Below are 24,851 nucleotides of genomic sequence, written 5' to 3'. Positions count from 1 at the left end.
TTTGATGAACTTAAGCTATATTTAAATTTAAGTTTATCAACGGAGTCGAAAGTATGATACTCGTGCTTCTATTATTAGTATACCTTGTTAAGGTCTATTTATTAGGAGCATCGTTATATATTGATGACAGTAATAGCTATTTGAACATTTTCGTTAGTGATAGTATTGTTCTATTATTTAGTTTTTTATTGTTTTTTATCTCGTGTTCATTAAATAAATTTTGGTCCCGTATAGTAAGAGTCCTTATAGTAGCTGTTTTTATGCTTTATATATTGGATTTGATCATTATATTTACGTTCAACTCACGATTATACCTTGAGGATATAGGTAAATTTATAGGAGATGTTGATCTTAAAATATTAGACTGGAAAATATACTTACTTTTCTCTATATTTATCATTTCTAGCTTTATTTTTGTTGTCAAATCGAATTTACCCTCACCCAACATAAAAATAAAAATAATAGCTATAATGAGTTTGTTGATACTGGCTTGTAGCTACAATGTGGATTCCTCTGTAAGAAGCCCTTTTTTTAAAAACTATATATTTGTCAATTTTCAATCCACATATAAGAAAGAGTACTCTCCGGAGTTTATTTCCTCTTTTGAATCAGAAGATAATGAACAATGTGTAACGGTAAAATCAATAAAACCTAAAAATATCGTTATATTCATGTTTGAATCCTGGTCTTACTATCATAGTTATTGGTTTGGTGATGATAGTAATTGGACTCCTGAGCTCGATAAATTAGCTAAGAACAATGTAGCATTTAAACAGTTTTATGCAAATGGGTTTACAACGGAGGCTGGACTGTACGCATTATTCACTGGAAGGCCTGTAATTCCATATAAGGTAAAATATGGTACAGATGGTGCATTAGGGTTAAATAAAATTTATTTTGACACTTCTTTTCCAGAGGAATTATCCAAGTTAGGTTATTATACTACATTTATTACTTCTGGTGATCTTGGTTTTTTACAGAAGAGAAAATGGTTAGAGTCATTAAAATTTAATAATATCATAGGGAATGGTGCTTTCTCACCGAAAGATAGAAAATTTTTATTTTACTCTGTTTCTGATGAAAAATTATATTCAAAAGTGTATGACATTGTTTCTAACTCAGAAAATAACTTTGTAGTTGTTGAAAATGTAAATACTCACCAACCTTATTATTACCCGGATGGTAAGGATATAAAACAGTCTGAAGAGTTTGCTTTTCGCTATGCAGATAAACAGCTTTCTGAAGTGATAAAGAAACTTATAGATGAAGATACTATGATTGTTGTGATGAGTGATCATCGAGCAATGACATCCATGACGAGGAAAGAACAATCTACTTCAGGAAGAATGTCGGTAAGTCGTGTACCTATGTTTATGATCTGGAATAACAAACAACGAATAGTAGACAGCGTATTTCAGCAGACCGATATACTTCCTGGTATTGTGAATACGGTTAAAGGTTACCAATGTCACTCTGGTTCCCGAGGCGCTATTTTGCCCTTAGACAATATGGTTGGTACAAAGTGTGTCTATCACGCGCGAGGAGATGAAAGATCAAAGGTTTCAGTTATGTGTGATGGTCAGCAGTTTGATGTGCTGTTAGATGGGGATGATACAGGAATATTAGATGAATATAAGCATATTGATGAATCCGTTAACTATATCAATTCGGTGAGGATCAACAGCGATAAAAGGAACTAGTGTATGGTAGAAATGCAGAATAATAATATTAATTATATGGTCTGTTTTTTTAAAAGACACTATTGGTTATGTTTTTTATTATTGTTTTCTATTTTTTGTAAAATATTTACTGCTGTTAGGTATGAAATAAATTGGGATGAGTTTTATTATTTGTCTTTTATATATAAATTTATAGTTGGTGATTCAATAAATAGCTTTCAAACATTCCATGTTCATTTTTTCTCTTGGTTAAGATTAGTGTCTAAAAATGAAGTAGAACAAATTGTTTTTGCTAGAATTCTTATGGTCTTACTCCAGGTTGTAACAGGTTATTTTATTTTTAAAATATGTCGATATCAATTTAGTATTTCTGCATCAGTGTTTGCGGTGTTGGCTTACTTTTCATTTTCTTATGTTATAAGGACTGGTGCAAGCTTTAGAGCTGATCCAATTGCTACATGTTGTTTGGTTATTACTTTATATTATATTTTATCAGTAAGGATGACAATTATACACTCCATCCTTTCTGGTATTATAACAGCATTTTCTTTTGCTTTTACATTAAAGTCAGCCATTTATTTACCAACATTTATTTTAATAATGGCAATTAATTTGGTTTATTCTCAAGAACGACGCATTGATTTATATCGTTACTTTTTCTATTTTTTGTCTACATCACTAGCATTTTTGTTATTTTACCTATACCACTTTACAAGTATTGGAACTACGGATTTTTTTAAAGATACAGGTTCTATGGTAAATGGTGCAGATAAGACATTCAATCATAATTTACTATTTCCAAGGAAAAGTTATTTATTGTTTTCTTTTGTTATGGATATCGGATATTGGCTTGTCTTACTATATGGAATAAAGTATTTAGTTTTATCTTTAATGAAAGAAAGAACGAATAATAAAGAATATTCATTGAAGTTTATAGCATTACTAATTCTATTGTTATCACTGGTTTTTTATAGAAACTCATACCCTTACTTTTATTCATTTATGCTTGCTCCTGTAAGTGTATTATTTGCTATGTCATGGGATGTTTTTCATTCTCAGGGAACTAATATTGAACGGAAAATATTTTCTACCGTAGTTATGCTATTCTTCTTATTAAGTGCTGCTTATAATGGGGTAATTACTCCATTTAAGCGGAGTTTAGATTATCAACATAGATTAATAGAGGTTGTTCATACCGTATTTCCATCGCCAGTTTCCTATTTGGATCGTTGCTCAATGATTTCATCTTATCCTCAGAAGGGTTTCTTTATGAGTACCTGGGGAATGGAAAATTATTTAAAAAGAAATAAAGCTGTGATTAAACATGCTGTAGAGAATAAAGAACCTGTATTTATGGTTTTGAATTCACCTTATTTAAATGTTATGAGTTCTGATGGCGGTGAAGCTAACTGGATGTTAAGGGAAGATGTTCAGGCTTTAAAAAATAACTATATTCAGCATTGGAATGAACTATATGTTGCCGGTAAGCAGATTATTTTGACAGAAAAAGATCCTAAGATGGTTTTTAAGATTAATATATCTGGAAAATATACTTTGGAGTCTGACTCTGGTGTCTTTGTTGATGGTGAGCTTATCTATCCATTAGAAACTATAAACTTATCGAAAGGCACGCACAGTATGGCGCTTTCAAATCAATCAGGTGAATTTATATTGCGATGGGGAGAATCTTTGTACAGACCTGTAGAAATAAACAGAGAAGAACCAGTGTTTACTGGGTTTTAAATTTCCAATTTAAAAATATAAGGTTGCAATTGTGAAACTTATTGTCCAAATACCTTGCTATAACGAAGAGAATAACTTAAAGGATGTCATTGATGATATACCAAAAGCTATTCCTGGCATAGATATAATAGAAATACTTGTGATTGATGATGGCTCAACAGATGAAACAGCATTATTAGCTAAACAGCTTGGAGTTAAATATATTGTAACCAATACAACTAACAAAGGATTAGCTAATGCTTTCCACTTAGGTATAGAGGAGTGCTTAAAACAGCAGGCTGATATCATTGTAAATACGGATGGCGATAACCAATATGATGGACGGGATATCGCTAAACTGGTAGAGCCGATTATAAAGGGTAGAGCAGACATCACTATCGGTGATAGAGGAGGATATAATAATAAGCATTTTTCATTTTCTAAACGGACTCTCCAAGTCTTCGGCAGTTTTACTATAGCGAAGGCCACAGGTCTTGAGGTAAAAGACGCTGTGAGTGGATTTAGAGCCATGTCCAGGAGTGCCGCTCAGCAGATAAATATAGTGTCTGAGTTCAGCTATACTATTGAAATGCTTATACAGGCAAGTGCAAAACGATTAAGTGTAGTGTCTGTTCCTGTGCGTACCAATGAGAAAACAAGGGAATCTCGTCTATTCAGAAGTATTCCTCACTTCCTTAAAATGTCGATTTCTACACTATTACGTATCTATACTATGTATCGACCTCTGAAAGTTTTCCTCACTTTGGGGTCTTTGGTTATGATTACAGGAATATGGCCTATTATACGTTTCCTCTATTTCTTTCTTAATGGCGCTGGTGAGGGGCATATTCAGTCGTTGTTACTTGGGAGTACTTTACTTATTCTTGGCTTTCTTACTGTAATTGTTGGTTTTGTAGCAGATTTGGTCAGTTTTAATCGTAAACTTATGGAAAAAATGTTGTATAGAATAGAAAAGCTGGAGGATAAAATAATGCAAAATGATCAGCGCTATTCAATGGAAGTAATCAAGGTTTTGGATAAGCATGTGGAGAATGACCTCAGACAAGACAGGCCTTTGGTAAATAGCGGTGAACAGTTGAAGCAGCGACGGACAAACATAAAAGTCGATTGAATTCTTTGACCAGCGACTCCGTACTCTAACGACTCTGTTGGTTTTGGTTGCTCCAATTTTGGGGATATCAGAACAGTTACGACTATCGTATTATCAGTAAGAAGACTCTTGCATCTGTCGTGATATCTTTTTGACTCTGTTTGACATTACCTAGACAGAAAATCACGCAACGAAACGATGTTTTCCAACGCTTTCGCATGCAATCGTTCTCTGGCAATAGCAACGTTCTGCCCTTGATTCAACACTTCTTCCAAGAGCGTCGGCAATGTTTTAAAGGCTTTAAGATCATTAGCTATGACCTTGCAACCCTGTGTCGCCTCCTTGGCCAGGGACTGTACCTTGGGTGAGTAGCCAATCAGAATGCTGGGAACTCCGCAAAGGAAAGCCAAGATTGCGGCGTGGTAACGCATGCCAATGACTACATTGGCCGAGCCAATCACCTCGGTGACATGATCCACTGTCGGTGACACAAAGCTCACGTCGGAGGACATGTGCGCAGCGATCAACTGATGGTAAGTTAAGTCTTTATCTAGGTCGAATGATACGAACCGAACCGGCAGGTCTGTCCGTCGAGCGGCCTGATCCAGCAGGGCCGCAATCTGTATAGGGTCCTTGGGATCAGACTGCCGCCGCATATGTACTGGCAACCAACCACGTTTTTGAGAAAAGGGCCGCAAAGCGACAGCTATGTAACCCTTGGGTTCATGCTGCACAATAGGCTGACTCAGTACTAGATCTGCAGTTTGGCTGGCATGCTGTATACCGATCCCGCGCAGGACCTGGAGCGATTCCTCATCGCGTACTGCGATGGGCGTACTTGGCCCGAAGGTCATGCGCACTAGCCAGCCGCTTAGACGCGAACCAATAATACCAGCCCCCAAACCGAGAGCGACAACCGGTTTGCGCAGTAGTCGGGCCAGCCATACGCGTGACAGGTGGTAGGGTAGGTTCCAAATGCTGGTCTCGTCTTGCAGCAGTCCTCCACCACCGAATATCAACACATCCGCCTGGCGAATGGCCTGCATCTGGCCCAGGAAATCGAAATGTCCCACAGCTCGTGTACCGAACGTTTCGCGGGTACCCTTCACATTGAGTGTAATAGCAGTGACATCATCCCTAGAGATACCCAGCTCATCTAACAGCCTCAACAATGCCATGAAGATTAATTCGTCACCAAGGTTGTTGGAGCCTATCCAGGCTGACACGACGGCTTTCATGAATGGTCACCTTTTTTTTCTTTGTCCAGCCAGACCAGCAAACCAGCCACTGGTAGCAGGGCAGCAAGGCCGGTAACCCGGTTCAGGGTCGCTGACAGAAAGCCCGCAGACGCGGCAATCCCCACTATGGGAGCCAATCCCGCAGACACTAACTCCCTGACCCCCAGACCCGCCGGGACGATGGAAACAGCGGAGCCCAGGACACTGGACACCACGAATGCCGAGGCTTGGAAAAACCGCACATCCAGCTCTAGTGCCTGAAAACAGAAATATATCCGTACCGCATCAACTAGTACCATTGCTAATTTGAGCGCAACAAGGCGTAGGTAATCAGTGATCCGCGCGCCGTTGTAGCGGGTCATCCAAGCACTGGCTAGCAACACGCCGGCTCCGGTTCCCCCTAATCCCCAGGCCATCATCCCGGTATCGAATTGCTGTAGCATCACGCCAGCATAAAAGAACGACATACCGCTCCAGATCAGAGCTAGTAACAGGGTGATGCCCGTGCCTTTTCGGAAGCTCACTCCCGAAGTCTTGAGTGCGAGGATACGCACCATGGTCGCCCCTGGCAGCGGCAGCATATTTGCCGCTGAACCGATGACAGTGACCTTCATCGCGCGAAAAACCGGAAAGTATACTCCGACCATGCGTGCACTGACGATAAATTCCAGGGCATTGATGAGCGCGGTCACCGGAACGCAGATAAGCATCACAACGGCGATGGCCCGCCAGTCGATCTGGGTCTGGATATTTGGGTTATCGTTCAGAGACAAATAAACCCCGACGACAAGCACTAGCATGGAAACGATAAGAATCTTTTTCTCTGATCTGGGGGAGAGTTTGTACTCCCGTATAGCCTGCAACCTGACCATAATTGACTCAGCGGGTTTCATGATCATGATGCTTCACTCCCGAGGTTATTCGCGTGAAGCAATGTCGGGGATGAATCAAGGCCTGTCCGTTACCTTGCTTCATACAAACGACATCACGTCATCGATGATGACATCTATGGGGCGGCGCTCCTGTTCATGCATGGGACGGCGGTATTTGTCAGGATTAGCGATAAACGCATCGATGGTTCGGGTATCAAAATGCGATAGTACTACGTTTTCGCCTAGTCCGTCCTGGCGTTCGGTTTCATCACGAAACAGTAGACAGGGAATACCGAGAAAAGCGGTTTCTTCCTGGTTGCTCCCTCCATCAGTTACCAGAAAGGCAGCTTTCGAGATGAGTGCATTAAAATCGATAAACCGCATGCGTGGCAGCAAGTCCAATTTTTCATTCTGTTCGAGCTGGTGGTAATGACCGGACTTCTGGAGTGCCGCACGCGTGGGCGGGTGCAGAATAAACTTGACCCGAAACTCTCGTGTGATTCGGTTCACTAGTTCCACTATACGGTTCAGCCCTTCCCTATTGGAAATGGTCTCGAAGCGGTGCAATGTCACCACAGCAAAAGGCTCTGCGTCATTTAGTTCCCTTGATGGCATTTGCTGATTCAAATGTTTTGCAAGGCGGATGGCATCGATGATGGTGTTCCCTTGTGTATGTATACAGCGCCCTTTCCCGTAAGCCTGAGCATTTCGCAACGAGGTATCGTCCTGGCAGTAGAAGACATTGATCAATCCCAACCTTGCAGTGAATACGCGCGTCAGCTCTTCCGGGAAGGGGTTCATCATGTTAAATGAGCGTAGCCCGGCTTCGACAGAGCCCACTTTGAGACCCTGTAGTTTGGCTAGTACAGCACCCAGGAACAATGGTGGCGCATCACCATGGATCAACACGATACCGTTTTTATCCCCCCGGAAGATATTCTTTTTACTCCAAAAACCGCGCCACAATACTTTCAGAGACCAGAGCACCATCTTTCCTGTGCTGACAATATCGCTACCCTCATCACACAGGACAAAATCTGGTGCTTTCAGGTCGAAATCCTGTAGCATTTCGTAAATAGTAATACGGTGCTGCGCCATGAAAATGAAGTTGTAATCGATGCCTCTGTCTTGCATCTCTCGCATGAGGGGAATCATTTTTATGAGTTGCGCACGAGTGCCAATAAAAACGTGAATCATACCATTACCAAAGCCTGGATATCCTATATTATTAAAGAGTTAACTTGATTTTAATGCTTGTCACCCTCACTGAAAAACGGGCCGCTATCAGTTTGATCTTTTCAGAGCATTACTTTCTGTTTCTAATAAAGAATAAGATTTATAATTAATTACCTTCACCTCCATTCTCCCCCGACTCACATTATCCAGTATTAATCCGGTAAACAGGCATATAATTGCAATAATTCCGATACTGCTGGCCAGAATTGCGGTGGGGAAACGCTCTACCAGTCCGGTTTCCATAAACTCAAAAATCACCGGTATGCCCAGAAGTAAAGAGAGAATCGCGAAGCTGAGTGCCGCAGAGGAAAAAAATAACAGAGGTTTAATGTCGCGGATCAGGAAAAAAATAAAACTGAGTATCTTAAACCCGTCAGAGAAGGTGTGCAGTTTACTTGCCGTTCCTTCAGGTCTTGCATGGTAATCTGTTGGTATTTCTGCTAGCGGAAGTTTATGGTGCAGGGCGTGGACGGTAAGCTCAGTTTCAATCTGAAACCCGTCACTCAGTACCGGAATGGTTTTTACAAACCGTCGGCTCATAATTCGGTATCCGGAAAAAACGTCCGTGAGCGATGCATTAAAAAATTGATTAATGAGCGTTGAAAAGGCTTTATTCCCCAGAATATGTCCGGTCGGGTAAGCCTCCTGAGCAATAGATCGAGTACCTACGACCATATCCAGCTGCTCATCTATTAATGTCTGAATGAGCATTGGGGCGGCAGTCGGATCATAAGTGGCATCTCCATCCGCCATAACATAGATATCGGCGTCAACATCCGCAAACATTCTGCGTACCACTTCCCCTTTTCCTTGTCGTTGTTCTTTTCTGACAATGGCTCCGGCCTCTTTGGCTTCATTCACAGTGTTATCGGTCGAGTTGTTGTCATAGACATAGACATCGCACTCGGGAAGCGCTTGTATAAACCCATGAATGGTATTGGCTATTGCACCTTCTTCATTGTAGCAAGGTAGCAGCACGGCTACTTTTGGGGAGTTAACCATCATTGCGTCTTCACCTTAAATAAAAGGAATCCCTGTTCATTTTTTTCCACGAGCCTCAACCAACTGGGGTATTGTCCGGCATACAGCTGATTTATAAAGGAACTCTTATCAGAATAGACGCTAAATATCTTACTGGTTGAATGAGGGCCAAACATTACGTAATCAATGTGACGTGTTTTTAATTTTTGCCGGACCAGATCCAGGTTGGTGGTAGTAAAAAGTTCAACCGTCAGTTGGTTTCCCTGGATGTTTCGATGATAAGGTGCGGAGATAACCTGATTGTCGGTTTCTGCCAGAATCGCGGCTCCATAATCGAAAGGGGCGAGTATTCTACTGGCGGTAACCTGGTGCCGGAGCAGTACTGAGATTATGTCAGCTTTATCCAGTCCGGATGCCTTAGCTAATTCGTCTCCGGAGCCTGCCGTAGTCGCACTATGGAGTAAGCTTGCCAGTAACATCAGGCAAGCCGGTATGCAAAAGATGATCGTAGCCGCTTTAAGTAAGGTTACTTTCATCTGCTCAGCCAGTCTGACGGCGAATAACGCCTGTAAGGGCATACCAACAACAAACGCGATATACACGGTCCTGATTTGCCAGAAGATAAAAGGCAAAGCTAACAGGATAAAGAGTGCATATAGGTAACGTGATACCTTGTCTGTACGAATATAGATGACGGAGAAAAAAGCGGGCAGTAGCGGGAGGATAAGGTTTCTTGACGCAAAGAAGCCATCAGACAGGATATAACTTATTGAGGAACGGGCTTCAATAACCTGAGACAACCAATATTTATCCAGTAGCGGCGGGTAGTGATAATACACTCCGAGCAAAATCTCCGGGGTTAATATAGCCACAGGCATGAGTGAAAGCACGCCCAGCACTAAGTAAGTCAGGTAACGGTTTGTTGGTAGCGTCTTACGGGCAAACAATGACAACTGACAAAACAGATAACCACAGCTGAGAGCGAAAACATAAGGGAGAGAAAGGGCGTCTACCCTGCCAGTAAAGAACTCACTCAGGGGCCGGTTAACCGGCAGCAAAATGACACAGGTTATGACGGCGCTGATACACACAAGGCGGGCGTAGTAGAGAAAGCGGACAGACTGTATGTAGCCGAGCAGAGTGATCAGCACCATAACGGCCGCAAAGAAGATAATATTTTCTAGACCGACCCAGAAAGAAAGGCCCAGTAACACTCCCTGAAGAACAGCGGCTGTGTGCTTCTTGCATTCGTAGTGCCTGAAAGGGGTGAGTGTTAAAAACCATGCGGCTAAAACCAGCTGAATATTATGATGATCAATGGAGCCGGGCATGAATTTGGCAATGACCGAAGAGGCAGCGATAAACACCACACTGATTATTGTGTATTTTCGTCCAAGAGTCCGGTAGGTAAAGGCTCCGGTCGCCAGGAGCAATAGCAGAAAGTAGAGGCAGGGGACGACAGACATGGCTACGGTTTCTGCTATTTGATCTGTCATAGCCCAACTACTGATAACAGTAACAAGGGCCAGAAGGATATCCGGCAGTCGTGACCAGTGTATTATAACCCCATCCTGAGGATTGAAGCGGGGAAGGGGCTCGAGATACCAGTTGCCCTGTTTCAGCCACTCGGTAAACTGAACGTAGCGCATAAAGTTGTCATTATCTCCCAGCTTCAGCATGTAAACCTCGGGAGCAAATTTATAGATAAGCCCCACCGAAAGCAGCAGCCATAGAAAAACAGTGATACGAACTGGTTCCTTATAGGATGCCAAAGAGACTCGGGTGACTATCTGAAAAATACCTAACGCCATGAATAACAAACACTCCTGATAGCTAAGCATGCTGAATATGCACAACCTGAGTATAGTCGATGGATTGATAAGTTAAGGTGTCAGGTCATTCTTCAGGTGAGATTGTCACGTAATTAGGATACTATTCGGCCCCGAAGATACAGTAATAAACGAGAATAAACGGATGTTAAGAGTCGCCATTAATGGATTTGGTCGTATCGGGCGGAATATACTGCGTGCCGTGTATGAAAGCGGCAAGTATGAGCATATACAGGTTGTTGCATTAAACGAACTGGCTCAGCCGGAAGCGATGGCTCACCTTCTACAATATGACACCAGTCATGGCCGGTTCGGGAAAAAAATCACCCACGATCAGGAACATCTGTTTATCCATCATGATAATGGTGAGTGTGATCCTGTCCGGGTTTTGCATTTACCGGAAATCGAATTACTTCCCTGGAAAGATCTGAATGTCGACATCGTGCTGGACTGTACCGGAGTGTATGGGTCGCAGGACGATGGGCAGAAACACATTCAGGCTGGGGCGAAAAAGGTGCTGTTTTCTCATCCTGGAGCGAATGATCTGGATAACACTATTATCTACGGTGTTAATCATGAAACGCTTGAACCAACGCATCATGTTGTTTCCAATGGTTCCTGCACAACAAACTGTATTGTCCCTGTTATTAAAATTCTGGATGAAGCGTTTGGTATCGATTCCGGCACCATTACCAGTATCCATTCCTCTATGAATGATCAGCAGGTGATTGATGCTTATCACCCGGATTTACGCCGGACCCGTTCAGCCAGCCAGTCTATTATCCCGGTCGATACAAAATTGCATAAAGGGATAGTACGAATTTTTCCGAAATTTTCTGACAGATTTGAGGCTATTTCTGTGAGAGTGCCGACAGTTAACGTCACGGCTATGGATTTAAGTGTCACAATTAACTCAAATGTGAAAGTTAATGACGTAAATCAAACCATCATAGAGGCTTCTCAGTGTACATTACGTGGCATTGTTGACTATACTGAAGCGCCTCTGGTTTCCAGTGACTTTAATCATGACCCGCATAGTGCGATTGTGGACGGGACACAAACCAGGGTGAGTAACGGTCGTCTGGTAAAAATGCTGGTCTGGTGTGACAACGAATGGGGTTTCGCCAACCGGATGCTGGATACCGCTATCGCTATGTCTGTTTGTACATCAGCATAGTGAAAAGAAAATAGAAGGGAATGCGGTTATATTCCTTGAAATAAGGGGAGAGAATCCCCATCTTCGGTGCAGTAGTACCTAAGTAGTAAAGAATTCCATGGTTTGGCATGAAGCTGAACCGTTAAAACTTTAATTATTTAATCGAGAGGACAAACCATGTCTGTAATCAAGATGACTGACCTGGATCTTGCAGGTAAACGCGTATTTATCCGTGCTGACCTAAACGTGCCAGTAAAAGATGGCAAAGTAACTTCTGATGCTCGTATCCTTGCATCTCTACCTACTATCAAGCACTGCCTGGAAGCTGGTGCAAAAGTAATGGTTACTTCTCACCTGGGTCGTCCTACTGAAGGCGAATATGCAGAAGAGTTCTCTCTACAGCCTGTCGTTAACTACCTGAACGACGCACTGGATTGCGAAGTTAAACTGGCAAAAGACTACCTTGAGGGTCTTGAGCTGAACACTGGTGAACTGGTTGTTCTTGAAAACGTTCGCTTCAACAAAGGCGAGAAGAAAAACGAAGAAGAACTGTCTAAGAAGTACGCTGCACTGTGTGACATCTTCGTAATGGATGCATTCGGTACTGCTCACCGTGCTCAGGCTTCAACTCACGGTGTTGGCATGAACGCTCCTGTTGCTTGTGCTGGTCCTCTTCTGGCTAACGAACTTGACGCTCTTGGCAAAGCAATGGACAAGCCAGCTCGTCCAATGGTTGCTATCGTTGGTGGTTCTAAAGTATCGACTAAACTGACTGTTCTTGAGTCTCTGTCTAAAATCGCTGACCAACTGGTTGTTGGTGGTGGTATCGCAAATACATTCATCGCAGCTGCTGGCCACAACGTTGGTAAATCTCTGTACGAAGCAGACCTGGTTGACACTGCTAAGAAACTAATGGATGAGTGTGCAATTCCAGTAGCGACTGATGTTGCATGTGCGAAAGCGTTTGATGAAAACGCAGAAGCTGAAATCAAAGACGTTTCTGAAGTACAAGACGACGACATGATCTTCGACCTTGGTCCAGATTCAACTGCAGCACTGGCTGAGATTCTTAAAAACGCGAAAACTATCCTTTGGAACGGCCCTGTAGGTGTATTCGAATTCAAGAACTTCGAAGCTGGTACTAAAGGTATTTCTGAAGCTATTGCTGCTTCTGAAGGTTTCTCTGTTGCAGGTGGTGGTGACACTCTGGCTGCTATCGACAAGTTCGGTATCAAAGCAGACGTTTCTTACATCTCAACTGGCGGCGGTGCTTTCCTTGAGTTTGTTGAAGGTAAAGTACTTCCAGCTGTTGCAATGCTTGAAGAGCGTGCTAAAGCGTAATTACATGATTTATAAGGCGGGATGATTTTCCCGCCTTTTTACGTTTGCTGTGGGCCGATAAATGTTGCTACAATGCCGCCCGCTGTTAGCAAACGATTGCAGATTTTTTAATTTAATACGACAGAAAATAGGACTCATTCCATGTCTAAGATCTTCGATTTCGTAAAACCAGGCGTAATCTCTGGCGACGACGTACAAAAAGTATTTGAAGTAGCTAAAGAAAATAACTTTGCTCTTCCAGCAGTTAACTGTGTTAACACTGACTCAGTAAACGGCGTTCTAGAAGCAGCAGCTAAAGTTAAAGCTCCTGTTATCATTCAGTTCTCTAACGGCGGCGCAGCGTTCTTTGCTGGTAAAGGCGTTAAACTAGAAGGTCAAGGTGCACAAATCCTTGGCGCAGTTGCTGGTGCAAAATACGTACACGCAGTTGCTGAAACTTACGGTGTACCAGTAATCCTGCACACTGACCACGCAGCTAAGAAACTTCTTCCATGGATCGACGGCCTGCTGGACGCTGGTGAAGAATTCTTCGCACAAACTGGTAAGCCTCTGTTCTCTTCTCACATGCTTGACCTTTCTGAAGAGTCTCTGGAAGAAAACGTTGAAACATGTGCTAAGTACCTAGAGCGCATGGCTAAAATGAACATGACAATCGAGATCGAACTTGGTTGTACTGGTGGTGAAGAAGACGGCGTTGACAACTCTGATATGGATCAGTCTGAGCTGTACACTTCTCCAGAAGACGTTGCATACGCTTACGAAAAACTAAACGCAGTTAGCCACCGTTTCACTATCGCGGCTTCTTTCGGTAACGTACACGGTGTTTACCAGGCTGGTAACGTTGTTCTTACTCCAACTATCCTGCGTGACTCTCAAGCTTACGTTTCTGAGAAATTCGGTATCCCAGCTAACTCTCTGAACTTCGTATTCCACGGTGGTTCAGGTTCTTCTGAAGAAGAAATCAAAGAGTCTATCGGCTACGGCGTTATCAAAATGAACATCGATACTGATACTCAGTGGGCGACTTGGGACGGCATCCGTCAGTTCGAAGCTGACAACCACGATTACCTGCAAGGTCAAATCGGTAACCCAACTGGTGAAGCAGCGCCTAACAAGAAATACTACGATCCACGCGTATGGCTACGTGCTGGTCAAGCTTCAATGGTTGCTCGCCTTGAGAAAGCATTTGCTGACCTTAACGCAGTTGACGTACTGTAATTATTACTGTCTAGACAGTTAATAATTTAAGTTGCTGAAAAGCCGCCTCAGAAATGAGGCGGCTTTTTTAATGCGATTTTTTATGGATTTACAGAACGACTATCGCTAATCTGTATACGTTTAATAATAACAATTTCGAGAGGGTAAAATGGCTAATGAAGGAACCACTCCGGTTAATCTGGATGTGAGCGGAAGTATTTCAAATGTGAGTCAGTGGCTGACTGATAATTCCGATTTACTGATTCAGTATGGCGTCAATCTGATTTCAGCAGTTCTGATCCTGTTCATTGGTAATATGGTTGTGAAAGCAATAGCCGGAAGTGTTTCCAGGCTGTTGCAGAAGCGCGAGATGGACAAAGCAGTAGTGGACTTTATTTCTGCTCTGGTTCGCTATCTGTTGTTTATCATTGTCCTGATCGCGGCTCTGGGAAGAATTGGTGTACAAACCGCTTCTGTAGTCGCTGTTATCGGTGCCGCCGGCTTGGCAGTTGGCTTGGCGCTGCAAGGTTCGCTATCCAACTTTGCAGCGGGGGTATTGATTGTTGCATTTCGTCCATTTAAATCGGGCGACTATGTAGAAATCGGTGGTGTTGCCGGTTCGGTCGATTCTATTCAGATTTTCCAGACCGTACTGACTACTCCGGATAATAAGATGGTTGTGGTACCAAACTCTGCGGTAATTGGCGGGCCTATCACCAACTATTCACGTCATACTACACGTCGTATTGATCTGGTGATTGGGGTCTCCTATAACGCAGACTTACAAAAAACCAAAGAGGTGCTTTCTTCAGTATTAATGGCTGATGAACGTATTCTTAAAGAGCCTAAGCCAACGATCGGTGTGCATACACTGGCGGACTCTTCGGTTAACTTCGTGGTTCGTCCATGGGTTAAAACGTCGGATTACTGGGGTGTCTACTTTGATATTATGCAGGGCATTAAAGAAGCTCTGGACCGGGAAGGTATCGAAATTCCATTTCCGCAAATGGATGTTCATTTGAACAAGGTCGATTAACCAATAGCTTTGAGTATAGGGCAGAGTCGAGGGTGACTCTGCCTTTTTATTTTCTGTGTCAGACCAATAATCCCTTAGCCAGAGACGTTGCAATCACAAACATCACCAGACCGACAACGATATCAATACCTTTTTTCACTTTTGGCTGTGAGAGCACAGGTGCCAGTTTGGCCGCACCAATAGACAGCGAATAAAACCAGACAAATGAGGCCATAATGGTGCCTATCACAAAGGAGATTCTGTCGCTGCCTTCAAACTGACCACCAATAGAGCCCAAAATCACAATTGTATCCAGGTAGAGGTGCGGGTTGAGCACTGTTACGGCTAACGTACCCAGAATGACGGCTCGTCTTCCCCGGGCAAGTGTTGTGGCTTGTGTTTCATTGTCCGCAGAGCGGAAGGCACTTTTTATTGACGAAAAACCGTAAAAGGAAAGAAACAGGATCCCACCCAGGGTCACGCTGGTCAGAAGCCAATCGCTCTGTGCTAATACAGCTCCCCCTCCAAACACCCCCAGAGAGATAAAAAAGATATCCAGGAAACTACAGATGGTTGCTGTGGTCAGGTGGTGGTTACGCTGAATCCCCTGATTCAGTACATAGGCATTCTGCGCACCAATAGGAATGATCATTGTGGCACCAAAACCAAAGCCCTGAAGTAATATCCATATGTTCATAGTTATACCTTAAAAGTGAATAAATAATTATCTGAGGAACAAAATAAGCCATAGAAAAAAATAAATAAAACTAATAATATTAATCAGTCATTAGTTATTCTTATGGTGAGATTATGCGTGGACTGGACTACCGCTGGCTTGAAGCTCTGGATGAAATTGTTGCTCAACGCAGCTTTGAAAAAGCGGCAGAAGTATTGTGTGTTTCTCAATCGGCTGTGTCACAGAGGATTAAACAACTGGAAAAATGGTTAGCACAGCCGGTACTGGTTCGTGAGCAGCCGCCCAGAGTGACACCCGCAGGGCAAAAGCTGCTGGGGCTATACCGGCAGGTATGTGTACTGGAGCAGGATCTCCTGCCCGAACTGAGTAACGACGGTGAGGAAAAGCCCGTATCGGTGTCCATCGCTACCAATGCTGACAGCCTGGCTACCTGGTTATTTCCGGCTATCACGCCTCTAATGAAACAGAGAAAACTGGAGATCCACCTGGTGGTTGACGATGAGCGCAGAACCATTGATAAGCTGAAAAATGGTGAAGTGGTCGGGGCTATCAGCCAGTCAGCTAAGCCTTTGCCCGGCTGTAATGCCGTATTGCTGGGAGACATGCCTTACCTGTGTGTGTCAACGCCAGAGTTTTATCAGACGTATTTTTCTGGTGGCGTGGACATTAACTCTCTTGAGAAAGCCCCGGCGATCGCGTTTGATCACCACGATTTTGTCAATGAACGCTTTGTATTTAAGAACTTCGGGCATGAAATGATCAGCGAAGTAAAACATGGTGTTGCGAGCTCGGAAGCCTGTGTCAAAGCCGCTCTGGCGGGGTTTGGTTACTGCATGATACCTGAAATTCAGATCCGTGAGGAACTGGATAATGGACAACTGATCGATATTACTCCGGGGTTATGTGTCGATCAGCAGCTGTACTGGCATCACTGGCAATTAGAAAGTGGCGTTTTGAAAGACCTGTCTTCCTCCGTCATTCATTATGCTCATGAGCATTTGCGTGCGTAAAAATTGGGTTAAAATATCAGAAAAGGACAGTCACTCCTAAATAAGCCGGGTTATTATGATAAAAGTGGATTAACACACTGACACGGGAAATAATAATGAAAACTCTACTGCGTTGTTTGGTTATCCTTCCGGCCTTGCTGGCTAGCTCTGTTTATGCCAATGATCTGGATTTTGCTCATATAGAAACGACAGGTTATGGTGAAGTCACGGCGAAGCCGGATATGGCTGAATTTAGCGTTCAGGTTGAAAAGCTTACGAAGACATCAGAACAGGCCAAACAGAGCGTCGATAAGGTGGTGTCCGCTTTTATTGAGCACCTCACAGCTGAGGGGGTGAGCAGGGAAGATATTGTCAGTGGTAACCTGAGCCTTTCTCCCCGTTATAACTACCCGAAAGACGGTGAACAAGAGCTGGTTGGCTTTCGTGCCTCCAGAAGGGTTACGGTCAGTGTGTATGAACTTGATAAACTGAATGGTATTCTGGATAGCGCACTGGGTGATGGTATCAACCGGGTCGATAATATACGGCTAAAGATTCGGGATCAGGCGAGCTACGCAGAACAGGCTCGTATGGCAGCGATTAAGGATGCCAGAGCGAAAGCCAGATCGCTGGCAAAGGGATTTGGCATGGCGCTGAATGGTATCTGGAGCATTCGATATAACAGTGTTTCCCCTCAGCCTGTTCTGATGAGAAATATGGCCGCTGAAGCGAAAATACAGGGGGCTGGCGGGTATCAGGATGCCGCTATCACCATTCGGGACCAAGTGAATGTGGTGTATCGTATCAAGTAAGCCTTAAGGATATAAAAGCCCCTGCCATTTTGGTGACAGGGGCTTTGTATTCAGTATGGCTTATATCCGCGTATTAGCCTTCTGAAGAGTGCAGAACGCGGGCACGAATGGTGCCTTCAATACTTTTTAGCTTCTCTAGTGCTTCGTTAGAGCGAGCAGATTCCACATCAATAACCACATAACCAAACTCTGCCGTTGTTTGCAGATACTGACCGGCAATGTTAATGCCATCTTCAGCAAAAATGGTGTTGATTTTGTTCAGAATACCCGGGCGGTTTTCGTGAATATGCAACAGACGAGAGGCACCTTTGTGTCCTGGCAGAGAAACTTCCGGGAAGTTCACGCTAGACAGAGTTGAGCCATTATCTGAATATTTCGCCAGTTTACCGGCCACTTCAACACCAATATTTTCCTGTGCTTCCTGAGTAGAACCACCAACGTGTGGAGTCAGGATCACGTTATCATACTTAGTCAGTGGTGATTCAAACGGGTCGGCATTGGTTTTTGGTTCGACAGGGAATACATCGACAGCCGCACCATGAATATGACCGGTTTCCAGTGCTTCACACAGAGCCGGGATATCGACCACTGTACCGCGTGCAGCGTTAATGAAGATAGAACCTGGTTTCATCATAGCAAACTGCTCGCTGCCCATCATATTCTTCGTATCAGGCGTTTCGGGTACATGCAGAGTGATTACATCACATTTGCCTAACAGCTCTTCCATAGTATGTACTTGAGTTGCATTACCAAGGGAAAGCTTGTTTTCAATATCGTAGTAGTAGACGCGCATGCCCAGGTTTTCAGCGATAATGCTCAGTTGAGTACCGATATGGCCATAACCAATAATACCCAGGCGCTTGCCACGAGCTTCGTAAGAGGCGTCAGCCGATTTTTTCCAGATACCACGGTGAGCGGCGGCACTCTTTTCTGGAACACCACGTAGTAGCAGAAGAATCTCGCCCAGAACCAGCTCTGCCACACTACGAGTGTTAGAGAACGGAGCGTTAAACACTGGAATACCGCGTTTAGCTGCTGCATTAAGATCAACCTGGTTGGTTCCGATACAGAAACAACCCACAGCAACCAGCTTATTCGCTGCTGCAAAGACTTCTTCTGTCAGGTTACTGCGGGAACGAATACCAATAAAGTGTACGTCTTTTACTGCTTCCAGCAGCTCTTCTTCAGAAAGGGAACCTTTGTGGTATTCAATGTTGGTGTAACCTGCAGCTTCCAGTACTTCAACAGAAGAAGGGTGAAGACCTTCAAGCAGTAAAAATTTAATTTTGTCTTTTTCCAGTGATACTTTGGCCATTTATTCTCGTCCTTAAAATGGGATGCAAACTGGCGCACATGGAGTATAGGAGAACTTCAGTGGTTATCTGTATTTAATGCAACAAATGCATACAGCCTGGCAAAACCTAAAAGAAGTTTTTTATGCTTTCCTGCTGAAACTAAAGCTAAAAGTGAAGAAAAGCAGGTTCCTTGTGCGTCTTCCGGAGGCCGTTTACTTTCATCAGTAGAAAGTAATGAGCGGAGCCTGCCCAATAAACTATCAAAAAAAAAGAGGTTTGGGTAAGAAAATTACAGCCATAAACGAAAAAAACGGTGCATTTAAGCACCGTCTGTAATGAAATAACAGAATAAGGTATATAAGTTATTTATATCATTTTAAAACCAGGAAGTAACAGCCTGGAAATGAGAATTATTCTTCGATGATTGCGCCTTCCGGAGTACCGGTAATCACAATGTCAGCGCCGCGGTGAGCAAACAGACCTACTGTTACTACACCAGCGATGGCATTGATTTTATCTTCCAGATCTTTTGGATTCGTGATGGACAGGCCACGTACATCCAAAATGATATTTCCGTTATCAGTGACGACATTTTCGCGGTATTCAGGATACCCGCCAAGTTTAACCAGTTCACGTGCAACATAAGAACGTGCCATAGGGATCACTTCTACCGGCAGAGGGAATTCACCCAGTATATCTACTTTTTTTGACCCATCGACAATACAAACAAACTTGTCTGAAATGGCCGCAACGATTTTCTCACGAGTCAGAGCCGCACCGCCGCCTTTAATCATATCGTGGGCTGGGTTAATTTCATCAGCACCGTCGACGTAGACATCCAGTTTATCGACATCGTTACAGTCGAATACTTCAATCCCCAGCGCTTTCAGTTTTTCTGTAGAATCAACCGAGCTTGAAACCGCACCTTTGATGTCATTCTTCTTGGTGCCCAGTGCGTCGATGAAGTGTTTTACCGTTGAGCCGGTACCGACGCCCACAATGCTGTCTGGTTTTACGTATTTCAGTGCTGCCCAACCAGCTTCTTTTTTCATCTCATCTTGAGTCATGCCCATCTCCTGAATAGCGAATAGTCGTGTATATAGTGGCCGTTCCTGAGGTGTTGGTATCAGTTCAAACGCTCAGGCACGCGAATTATATACTTAAGCCGACGGAAGTAAAATTGTAGATTGGCTGGGAGTGGCGGCAGCTATGTCCAGTGCCAGATTTTACCCGGGGTCACGACCATTGGCAGAGGCACATCCCAGTGCTCAACCGGTAGGTGCTGAACAAACTGGCAGTCGTGAGCCAGACCGACAGGAAGTGGTCCGGTTCCCGTTTGAAACCAGTTTTCCAGTGTCCGGTCGTAATAACCTCCACCCATCCCAAGACGGTGTCCTTCGCTGTCAAAGGCAACCAGTGGTGTGAAAACCATATCCAGTTCCGAAACGGGAATCACGTTGGTGACATCCAGCTTGGGTTCCTGAATATTAAAACGGTTTTCTGTCATGGCCGTCTCAGGAGTGTACCGGATAAAGAGCAGGTGACCTTTGGAAAAGGGGTGGATGACCGGAAGGTAGACATGTTTACCTTGTTGCCAGAAGTACTCAATGATGGGGTGGGTATCCAGCTCACCATCTGCTGACAGGTAGAGGGCTATATTGTGCGCAGAGTGTACGGCAGGTAATTGCTGAATATTAAACAGGGCATCTTCACAGGCAAGGGTTTGTTCCAGTGCCGTCAGAGCCTGACGCTGATTGCGGATCTGTTTACGCAGCTCAGTGCGAGCCTCTTGGTGTGTAGGAATAAATTGTGAATCTTTCATAGGGGATACCCCAGAGTGCCGTTGAGGATATTGACCCTTGAACCAGCTGGTTCAAGGCGGATCAGCAATGATAACCGTAGGCTTCTCGGTACGGGCCGAGCTTGCTCAATAGCTACCAAATACTAACCCTTAGGTATTGCTTATCGGCTCAGGGACGTAATCCTGCTGACAAACACTCCAGGGTAAATTTTTTCTTGCTGTCCTTGCTTTTCAGACTGCCTGCTTTTTCTACTCTTTAGCCAGCTTATTCAGCGCGTCTTCCAAAGAGGCGCTTAATAATTCCATGCGCTCAGACAACTGATTTTTCTGCTTCTCTATTTCAATTTTAGACTCTTGAAGCTCATAACACACGTTTAGAGCGGCAAAAGTGAGCAGCTTTTCCGGGCTAGAGACTTTAGTCCGCTCAGACAGTTCTTTCAAACGGCGATCCAGCTCTGTTGCAGCGCCTCGCAGGGCGTCTTCTTGTCCGGGCGGGCAGTTAACCTGCATTAACTTGCCTAAAATTTCAATCTCGACTGCTTGATTACTCATTGTTCAGTAAACTCTTGTCATGCAACAGGGGGCTTCTTGTACCGCCGAGAGAAAACTATAGGGAATGCGTTAAGAAGATTCAAGCGTTTCACGTGATGAATTGTTCAATCAGCTGATTATTCATCAGAGTGGGCAAGTTTTACTCTGGCATTTCCGCACGGAAGCGGAAGTGTTAGGATTAACGCCTATTCGAATTACATGAGCATCTTCCATGAGCGAAAAAACTCTTCCTGACTATGTATCAGCCGCTTCTGAATTGCAGTCATCCGGTTTGGCGGTGACCCCGGCGGAATTACAGGGCCTGCTGGCCGGCATGCTAAGCGGTGGTTTGTCTATTACCGATAAGAGCTGGCAGCCACTGATTTATGATTACACGAATGATGGTATGGGATGGCCGGTACGGGCTATTAGTGTGGCGGAGAATGTTCTCTCAGTGACGACTCAGGAGCTGGTTGGATCAGAAATGACCTTATCCTTACTGCTGCCAGCGGAAGATAGTGATATCTTTGAGCGTGCAGACGCCGTGTCTGAGTGGGTTAATCACTTTATTTCCGGGTTAGGGCTGGTGAATGTTTCTCTTCAGAAAGCCTCTGAAGATGTGAAAGAAGCGCTGGCCGATCTGGAAGAAATGGGTAAGTTAGGGATTGACGAAGATGATGATCTGGCCGAACAGGCTGATTTGCTTGAACAGGTGATTGAACATATTAAAGTGTGTGTACTCACTATCCATGCTGAGTATGGCATGAGAGCGGATAAAGAATCCCAAAAACCAACGATTCATTAACTTACCTGAGTACTGACTCAAGGGTACAAGTATTTAATTATCACCTGAGGCCGAAGATGAAGCATTATGATGTCGTGATTGCCGGAGGCGCAATGGTGGGGGCTACCCTGGCTCTGGCTTTGGACAAGCTGGGGGGGGATGATTTATCGGTTGCGGTGATAGAACCGTATCCGGTAGAAAAAAGTCACCCAGGTTTTGATGCCCGGGCAATTGCACTTTCTTACGGCAGTGTTCAGATTCTGGATTCTTTTTCTTTATGGCAAGAACTGCAGCCTTTTGTCACGCCGATCAAAAACATTCATGTATCGGATCGGGGACATGTCGGGATGGCGGAGTTCTCTGCTGCTCATCAGGGGGTAGATGCGCTTGGATATGTGGTAGAGCTGGCCGATGTCGGGCAGCTTTATCACGCCAGACTGGCTGCCTCTGGCGTTGATTTCAAGTGTCCTGACTCGGTCGTGAATATTGAGCGTACTCAGGATACCAACCTGATTACGCTTGCTTCCGGTGAAGAAATTTCATGTCGGTTGTTTGTGGTGGCAGACGGTACTCAGTCTCGCTGCTGTGAAAAACTAGGGCTCACAGCCCGAGAGTATGACTTCGGACAGGTGGCGGTGATAGCGAATATCGTGACCGAATCAGGCCATAATAACCAGGCATATGAACGTTTTACGGAATTTGGTCCTCTGGCATTGTTGCCGATGAGTGAGCAGAGGATGTCATTGGTTTGGTGCATGTCTCCCGAGCAGGCTGAAGAGCTCAGCCTGTTACCTGAAGAGGCTTTCCTTTCCCGGCTTCAGGACGGATTTGGCTGGAGGCTGGGGCGTATTCTCCAGGTGGGAGAGAGGATCACTTACCCGCTAAAACTGACTATGCGGGATAAGATAATTTCACATCGGGTATCGGTTGTGGGTAATGCCGCCCAGACTCTGCATCCCGTTGCCGGACAAGGATTTAATCTTGGAATCCGGGATGTAGCTGCTTTGGCAGAGTTATTGACTGAAGATAAACAGAGTGAAACAGGTTGTGGTGTTTCTCATGCTAAAGATGTAGGTAACTACTCATTTCTTAACCAATATCAAAAATCAAGGGTGCATGATCGCTCTGCAACAGTGGACTTAACCTATACTTTAGTCAGAGTATTTTCTAATAACCAATGTCCTTTTGTGGTAACCAGAAATCTTGGGTTAATGGCGGTAGACACCAGTACATCTCTCGCCTCACCTTTTCTATTGCGCACGATGGGATTAGTAGAAAGATCATTATGATAAAAAGTTTCGACGTTATCATCATAGGCGGCGGGATGGTTGGATTGACCCTCGCTGCAGCTTTAAAAGACTCCGATCTCAGGGTTGCTGTTATTGAAGAATCAGAGCCAGCACCTACCGTAAATGCACTGCCGGACGTCAGAGTGTCAGCGCTTAACCGGGCTAGTCAGTCTGTATTAGATAATCTTGGTGCATGGAACGGAATTCGGCAGCGGAGAGCGTCTGCTTATACCGGTATCCGTGTCTGGGAGCAGGATAGTTTTGCCAGTATAGAGTTCTCTGCGGATAACATTGGTCAGCCTGACCTCGGTTATATTGTAGAAAACAGAGTTGTGCAGCTGGCTCTGTTGGATACGCTGTCTGGCTGTGACAATGTTTCTTTGTTTATGCCTGATAGCTGTCAGTGTCTGATTGTGGGAGAAAATGAAGCCTGGATCACACTGGATAGCGGCCAGTCTCTGACATCGAAACTTGTGGTCGGTGCGGATGGCGCGAACTCATGGGTACGCCAGCAATTAGATATTCCTATGACGCACTGGGATTATGGCCACACAGCTATCGTCGCCAATATAAAAACTCAGGAACCGCATCGCCGAATTGCCAGACAGGTGTTTACTCCCTATGGGCCTCTGGCTTTTTTACCTCATACAGACCAGACCATGAATTCTATCGTTTGGTCAACAGAGACCAATAGAGCGAATAAGCTGTTGTCGATCTCTGAGCTGGAGTTTAATAAGGTTCTCAGTGCTGAGTTTGATATGAACCTGGGGTTGTGTGAAGTCATTGGAAGACGAGTCGGTTACCCGCTTAAAATGCGCTATGCCCGTGATTTTGTTCAGGAGCGGGTGGCTCTGATAGGTGATGCTGCTCATACTATTCACCCTCTGGCAGGACAAGGCGTTAATTTAGGTTTGATGGATGCCGCCAGCCTGGCTCAGGAGGTTTTGCGTTTGTGGCAAAACGGTGAAGATATAGGCTCCAGAGTGAACCTGCGTCCTTATGAACGCTGGCGAAAAGCAGAAGCCGCCAAAATGATTGCTGCAATGCAAGGCTTTAAGGATTTGTTTGAGGGGGATAACCCGGTTAAAAAACTGATGCGGGGGTTTGGAATGACGCTGGCGGATCAACTGCCGGGTGCTAAAAACGAAATGATGAAGCGAGCTTTGGGGCTGAAAGGCGACTTTCCTGATCTTGCGAAAACGTGTAGTTATAGCGACTGAGTCCCCCTATCTGTCGAAAACCAAAAAGAGCTGGTGTAAACCAGCTCTTTTAGAAT

General features: G+C 44.4%; 22 protein-coding genes and 1 other RNA gene. 12 read left to right on the top strand and 11 right to left on the bottom strand.

Annotation, left to right across the window (positions count from 1 at the left end; all coding sequences use genetic code 11):
• Window positions 1–260: 260 nt before the first annotated feature.
• Genes DI392_RS05995 through DI392_RS05985 form a run of 3 tightly spaced genes read left to right on the top strand, consistent with a single transcriptional unit; the run spans window position 261 to window position 4,533 of the window.
• Complete coding sequence (locus tag DI392_RS05995; RefSeq protein WP_181388366.1) at window positions 261–1,700, top strand: LTA synthase family protein; 1,440 nt, start codon at window positions 261–263, stop codon at window positions 1,698–1,700.
• A 3-nt stretch (window positions 1,701–1,703) separates the two neighbouring features.
• Window positions 1,704–3,422 (top strand): glycosyltransferase family protein, encoded by a 1,719-nt coding sequence (locus DI392_RS05990; RefSeq protein WP_109318987.1) that lies wholly within the window; start codon window positions 1,704–1,706, stop codon window positions 3,420–3,422.
• 31 nt (window positions 3,423–3,453) lie between these two features.
• Window positions 3,454–4,533, top strand: coding sequence for a glycosyltransferase family 2 protein (locus tag DI392_RS05985; RefSeq protein WP_109318986.1), 1,080 nt, complete (start codon window positions 3,454–3,456; stop codon window positions 4,531–4,533).
• A 146-nt stretch (window positions 4,534–4,679) separates the two neighbouring features.
• Here DI392_RS05985 and DI392_RS05980 read toward each other — a convergent pair whose 3' ends face one another.
• The 5 genes from DI392_RS05980 to DI392_RS05960 form a co-directional block, all read right to left on the bottom strand.
• Window positions 4,680–5,750, bottom strand: coding sequence for a polysaccharide pyruvyl transferase family protein (locus DI392_RS05980; RefSeq protein WP_109318985.1), 1,071 nt, complete (start codon window positions 5,748–5,750; stop codon window positions 4,680–4,682).
• On the bottom strand, window positions 5,747–6,397 hold the full coding sequence (locus DI392_RS05975; RefSeq protein ID WP_181388365.1) for a lysylphosphatidylglycerol synthase domain-containing protein: 651 nt from the start codon (window positions 6,395–6,397) through the stop codon (window positions 5,747–5,749). Before DI392_RS05975 ends, DI392_RS05980 begins: the two co-directional genes overlap by 4 nt.
• Window positions 6,398–6,721: 324 nt before the next feature.
• Window positions 6,722–7,819, bottom strand: a complete 1,098-nt coding sequence (locus tag DI392_RS05970) for a UDP-N-acetylglucosamine 2-epimerase (RefSeq protein ID WP_109318983.1) — start codon at window positions 7,817–7,819, stop codon at window positions 6,722–6,724.
• Between the two features lie 87 nt (window positions 7,820–7,906).
• Window positions 7,907–8,860 carry a glycosyltransferase family 2 protein gene (locus DI392_RS05965; protein WP_109319040.1) on the bottom strand — a complete coding sequence of 318 codons (954 nt, stop codon included), beginning with the start codon at window positions 8,858–8,860 and terminating at the stop codon, window positions 7,907–7,909.
• Window positions 8,860–10,650, bottom strand: a complete 1,791-nt coding sequence (locus DI392_RS05960) for a hypothetical protein (RefSeq protein WP_109318982.1) — start codon at window positions 10,648–10,650, stop codon at window positions 8,860–8,862. Before DI392_RS05960 ends, DI392_RS05965 begins: the two co-directional genes overlap by 1 nt.
• A 163-nt stretch (window positions 10,651–10,813) precedes the next feature.
• Between DI392_RS05960 and epd the strand changes: the two genes are divergently transcribed.
• The 4 genes from epd to mscS all read left to right on the top strand — a co-directional run bounded on the left by epd (window position 10,814) and on the right by mscS (window position 15,398).
• The gene (gene epd, locus DI392_RS05955) at window positions 10,814–11,845 is read left to right on the top strand and encodes an erythrose-4-phosphate dehydrogenase (RefSeq protein WP_109318981.1); all 1,032 of its coding nucleotides are present in this window, start codon (window positions 10,814–10,816) and stop codon (window positions 11,843–11,845) included.
• A gap of 156 nt (window positions 11,846–12,001) precedes the next feature.
• Entirely contained in the window at window positions 12,002–13,165 is a 1,164-nt protein-coding gene (locus DI392_RS05950) for a phosphoglycerate kinase (protein ID WP_109318980.1), read from the top strand.
• Between the two features lie 141 nt (window positions 13,166–13,306).
• Window positions 13,307–14,383 carry a class II fructose-bisphosphate aldolase gene (fbaA, locus tag DI392_RS05945; protein WP_109318979.1) on the top strand — a complete coding sequence of 359 codons (1,077 nt, stop codon included), beginning with the start codon at window positions 13,307–13,309 and terminating at the stop codon, window positions 14,381–14,383.
• Window positions 14,384–14,531: 148 nt separating this feature from the next.
• Window positions 14,532–15,398, top strand: coding sequence for a small-conductance mechanosensitive channel MscS (mscS, locus tag DI392_RS05940; RefSeq protein WP_109318978.1), 867 nt, complete (start codon window positions 14,532–14,534; stop codon window positions 15,396–15,398).
• A 58-nt stretch (window positions 15,399–15,456) separates the two neighbouring features.
• On the opposite strand, the gene DI392_RS05935 is transcribed toward mscS, so the two are convergent.
• Complete coding sequence (locus DI392_RS05935; protein WP_109318977.1) at window positions 15,457–16,074, bottom strand: LysE/ArgO family amino acid transporter; 618 nt, start codon at window positions 16,072–16,074, stop codon at window positions 15,457–15,459.
• 113 nt (window positions 16,075–16,187) lie between these two features.
• On the opposite strand from DI392_RS05935, the gene DI392_RS05930 reads away from it, so the two are divergent.
• Together DI392_RS05930 and DI392_RS05925 are read left to right on the top strand one after the other, a co-directional pair.
• Window positions 16,188–17,084, top strand: a complete 897-nt coding sequence (locus DI392_RS05930; protein WP_109318976.1) for a LysR family transcriptional regulator ArgP — start codon at window positions 16,188–16,190, stop codon at window positions 17,082–17,084.
• 95 nt (window positions 17,085–17,179) lie between these two features.
• A complete protein-coding gene (locus DI392_RS05925) occupies window positions 17,180–17,875 on the top strand; it encodes an oxidative stress defense protein (protein WP_109318975.1) in 696 nt (231 codons plus the stop codon).
• 73 nt (window positions 17,876–17,948) lie between these two features.
• On the opposite strand, the gene serA is transcribed toward DI392_RS05925, so the two are convergent.
• The 5 genes from serA to zapA all read right to left on the bottom strand — a co-directional run bounded on the left by serA (window position 17,949) and on the right by zapA (window position 21,523).
• A complete protein-coding gene (gene serA / locus DI392_RS05920; protein ID WP_109318974.1) occupies window positions 17,949–19,190 on the bottom strand; it encodes a phosphoglycerate dehydrogenase in 1,242 nt (413 codons plus the stop codon).
• 390 nt (window positions 19,191–19,580) lie between these two features.
• Complete coding sequence (gene rpiA, locus DI392_RS05915; RefSeq protein WP_109318973.1) at window positions 19,581–20,237, bottom strand: ribose-5-phosphate isomerase RpiA; 657 nt, start codon at window positions 20,235–20,237, stop codon at window positions 19,581–19,583.
• Between the two features lie 140 nt (window positions 20,238–20,377).
• Complete coding sequence (locus tag DI392_RS05910; RefSeq protein WP_109318972.1) at window positions 20,378–20,992, bottom strand: 5-formyltetrahydrofolate cyclo-ligase; 615 nt, start codon at window positions 20,990–20,992, stop codon at window positions 20,378–20,380.
• A 3-nt stretch (window positions 20,993–20,995) separates the two neighbouring features.
• Window positions 20,996–21,179: non-coding RNA, 6S RNA (ssrS, locus tag DI392_RS05905), on the bottom strand.
• 41 nt (window positions 21,180–21,220) lie between these two features.
• Window positions 21,221–21,523: a cell division protein ZapA gene (zapA, locus tag DI392_RS05900; RefSeq protein ID WP_109318971.1), complete on the bottom strand. Its 303-nt coding sequence runs from the start codon at window positions 21,521–21,523 to the stop codon at window positions 21,221–21,223.
• A 211-nt stretch (window positions 21,524–21,734) separates the two neighbouring features.
• Between zapA and DI392_RS05895 the strand changes: the two genes are divergently transcribed.
• From DI392_RS05895 to DI392_RS05885, 3 genes are read left to right on the top strand one after another with little or no spacing between them, the layout of a single operon-like run.
• Complete coding sequence (locus tag DI392_RS05895) at window positions 21,735–22,307, top strand: YecA/YgfB family protein (RefSeq protein ID WP_109318970.1); 573 nt, start codon at window positions 21,735–21,737, stop codon at window positions 22,305–22,307.
• Between the two features lie 56 nt (window positions 22,308–22,363).
• A complete protein-coding gene (ubiH, locus tag DI392_RS05890) occupies window positions 22,364–23,575 on the top strand; it encodes a 2-octaprenyl-6-methoxyphenyl hydroxylase (RefSeq protein ID WP_109318969.1) in 1,212 nt (403 codons plus the stop codon).
• Window positions 23,572–24,795 (top strand): FAD-dependent 2-octaprenylphenol hydroxylase, encoded by a 1,224-nt coding sequence (locus DI392_RS05885; protein ID WP_109318968.1) that lies wholly within the window; start codon window positions 23,572–23,574, stop codon window positions 24,793–24,795. The genes ubiH and DI392_RS05885 overlap by 4 nt, the downstream gene beginning before the upstream one ends.
• Window positions 24,796–24,851 lie beyond the last annotated feature (56 nt).

The sequence above is a fragment of the Vibrio albus genome, from assembly GCF_003144035.1.
In the GTDB taxonomy this organism is placed as follows: Bacteria; Pseudomonadota; Gammaproteobacteria; order Enterobacterales; family Vibrionaceae; genus Vibrio; species Vibrio albus.
The sequence above is the reverse complement of the archived record's forward strand: the minus strand, read 5'-3'. Positions and strand labels throughout refer to the sequence as shown.

Coding starts and splice junctions, on each gene's coding strand:
- DI392_RS05995 (WP_181388366.1), top strand. CDS start 261: ATGCTTTATATATTGGATTTGATCATTATATTTACGTTCAACTCACGA.
- DI392_RS05990 (WP_109318987.1), top strand. CDS start 1,704: ATGGTAGAAATGCAGAATAATAATATTAATTATATGGTCTGTTTTTTT.
- DI392_RS05980 (WP_109318985.1), bottom strand. CDS start 5,750: ATGAAAGCCGTCGTGTCAGCCTGGATAGGCTCCAACAACCTTGGTGAC.
- DI392_RS05975 (WP_181388365.1), bottom strand. CDS start 6,397: ATGGTCGGAGTATACTTTCCGGTTTTTCGCGCGATGAAGGTCACTGTC.
- DI392_RS05970 (WP_109318983.1), bottom strand. CDS start 7,819: ATGATTCACGTTTTTATTGGCACTCGTGCGCAACTCATAAAAATGATT.
- DI392_RS05965 (WP_109319040.1), bottom strand. CDS start 8,860: ATGGTTAACTCCCCAAAAGTAGCCGTGCTGCTACCTTGCTACAATGAA.
- DI392_RS05960 (WP_109318982.1), bottom strand. CDS start 10,650: ATGGCGTTAGGTATTTTTCAGATAGTCACCCGAGTCTCTTTGGCATCC.
- epd (WP_109318981.1), top strand. CDS start 10,814: ATGTTAAGAGTCGCCATTAATGGATTTGGTCGTATCGGGCGGAATATA.
- DI392_RS05950 (WP_109318980.1), top strand. CDS start 12,002: ATGTCTGTAATCAAGATGACTGACCTGGATCTTGCAGGTAAACGCGTA.
- fbaA (WP_109318979.1), top strand. CDS start 13,307: ATGTCTAAGATCTTCGATTTCGTAAAACCAGGCGTAATCTCTGGCGAC.
- mscS (WP_109318978.1), top strand. CDS start 14,532: ATGGCTAATGAAGGAACCACTCCGGTTAATCTGGATGTGAGCGGAAGT.
- DI392_RS05935 (WP_109318977.1), bottom strand. CDS start 16,074: ATGAACATATGGATATTACTTCAGGGCTTTGGTTTTGGTGCCACAATG.
- DI392_RS05930 (WP_109318976.1), top strand. CDS start 16,188: ATGCGTGGACTGGACTACCGCTGGCTTGAAGCTCTGGATGAAATTGTT.
- DI392_RS05925 (WP_109318975.1), top strand. CDS start 17,180: ATGAAAACTCTACTGCGTTGTTTGGTTATCCTTCCGGCCTTGCTGGCT.
- serA (WP_109318974.1), bottom strand. CDS start 19,190: ATGGCCAAAGTATCACTGGAAAAAGACAAAATTAAATTTTTACTGCTT.
- rpiA (WP_109318973.1), bottom strand. CDS start 20,237: ATGACTCAAGATGAGATGAAAAAAGAAGCTGGTTGGGCAGCACTGAAA.
- DI392_RS05910 (WP_109318972.1), bottom strand. CDS start 20,992: ATGAAAGATTCACAATTTATTCCTACACACCAAGAGGCTCGCACTGAG.
- zapA (WP_109318971.1), bottom strand. CDS start 21,523: ATGAGTAATCAAGCAGTCGAGATTGAAATTTTAGGCAAGTTAATGCAG.
- DI392_RS05895 (WP_109318970.1), top strand. CDS start 21,735: ATGAGCGAAAAAACTCTTCCTGACTATGTATCAGCCGCTTCTGAATTG.
- ubiH (WP_109318969.1), top strand. CDS start 22,364: ATGAAGCATTATGATGTCGTGATTGCCGGAGGCGCAATGGTGGGGGCT.
- DI392_RS05885 (WP_109318968.1), top strand. CDS start 23,572: ATGATAAAAAGTTTCGACGTTATCATCATAGGCGGCGGGATGGTTGGA.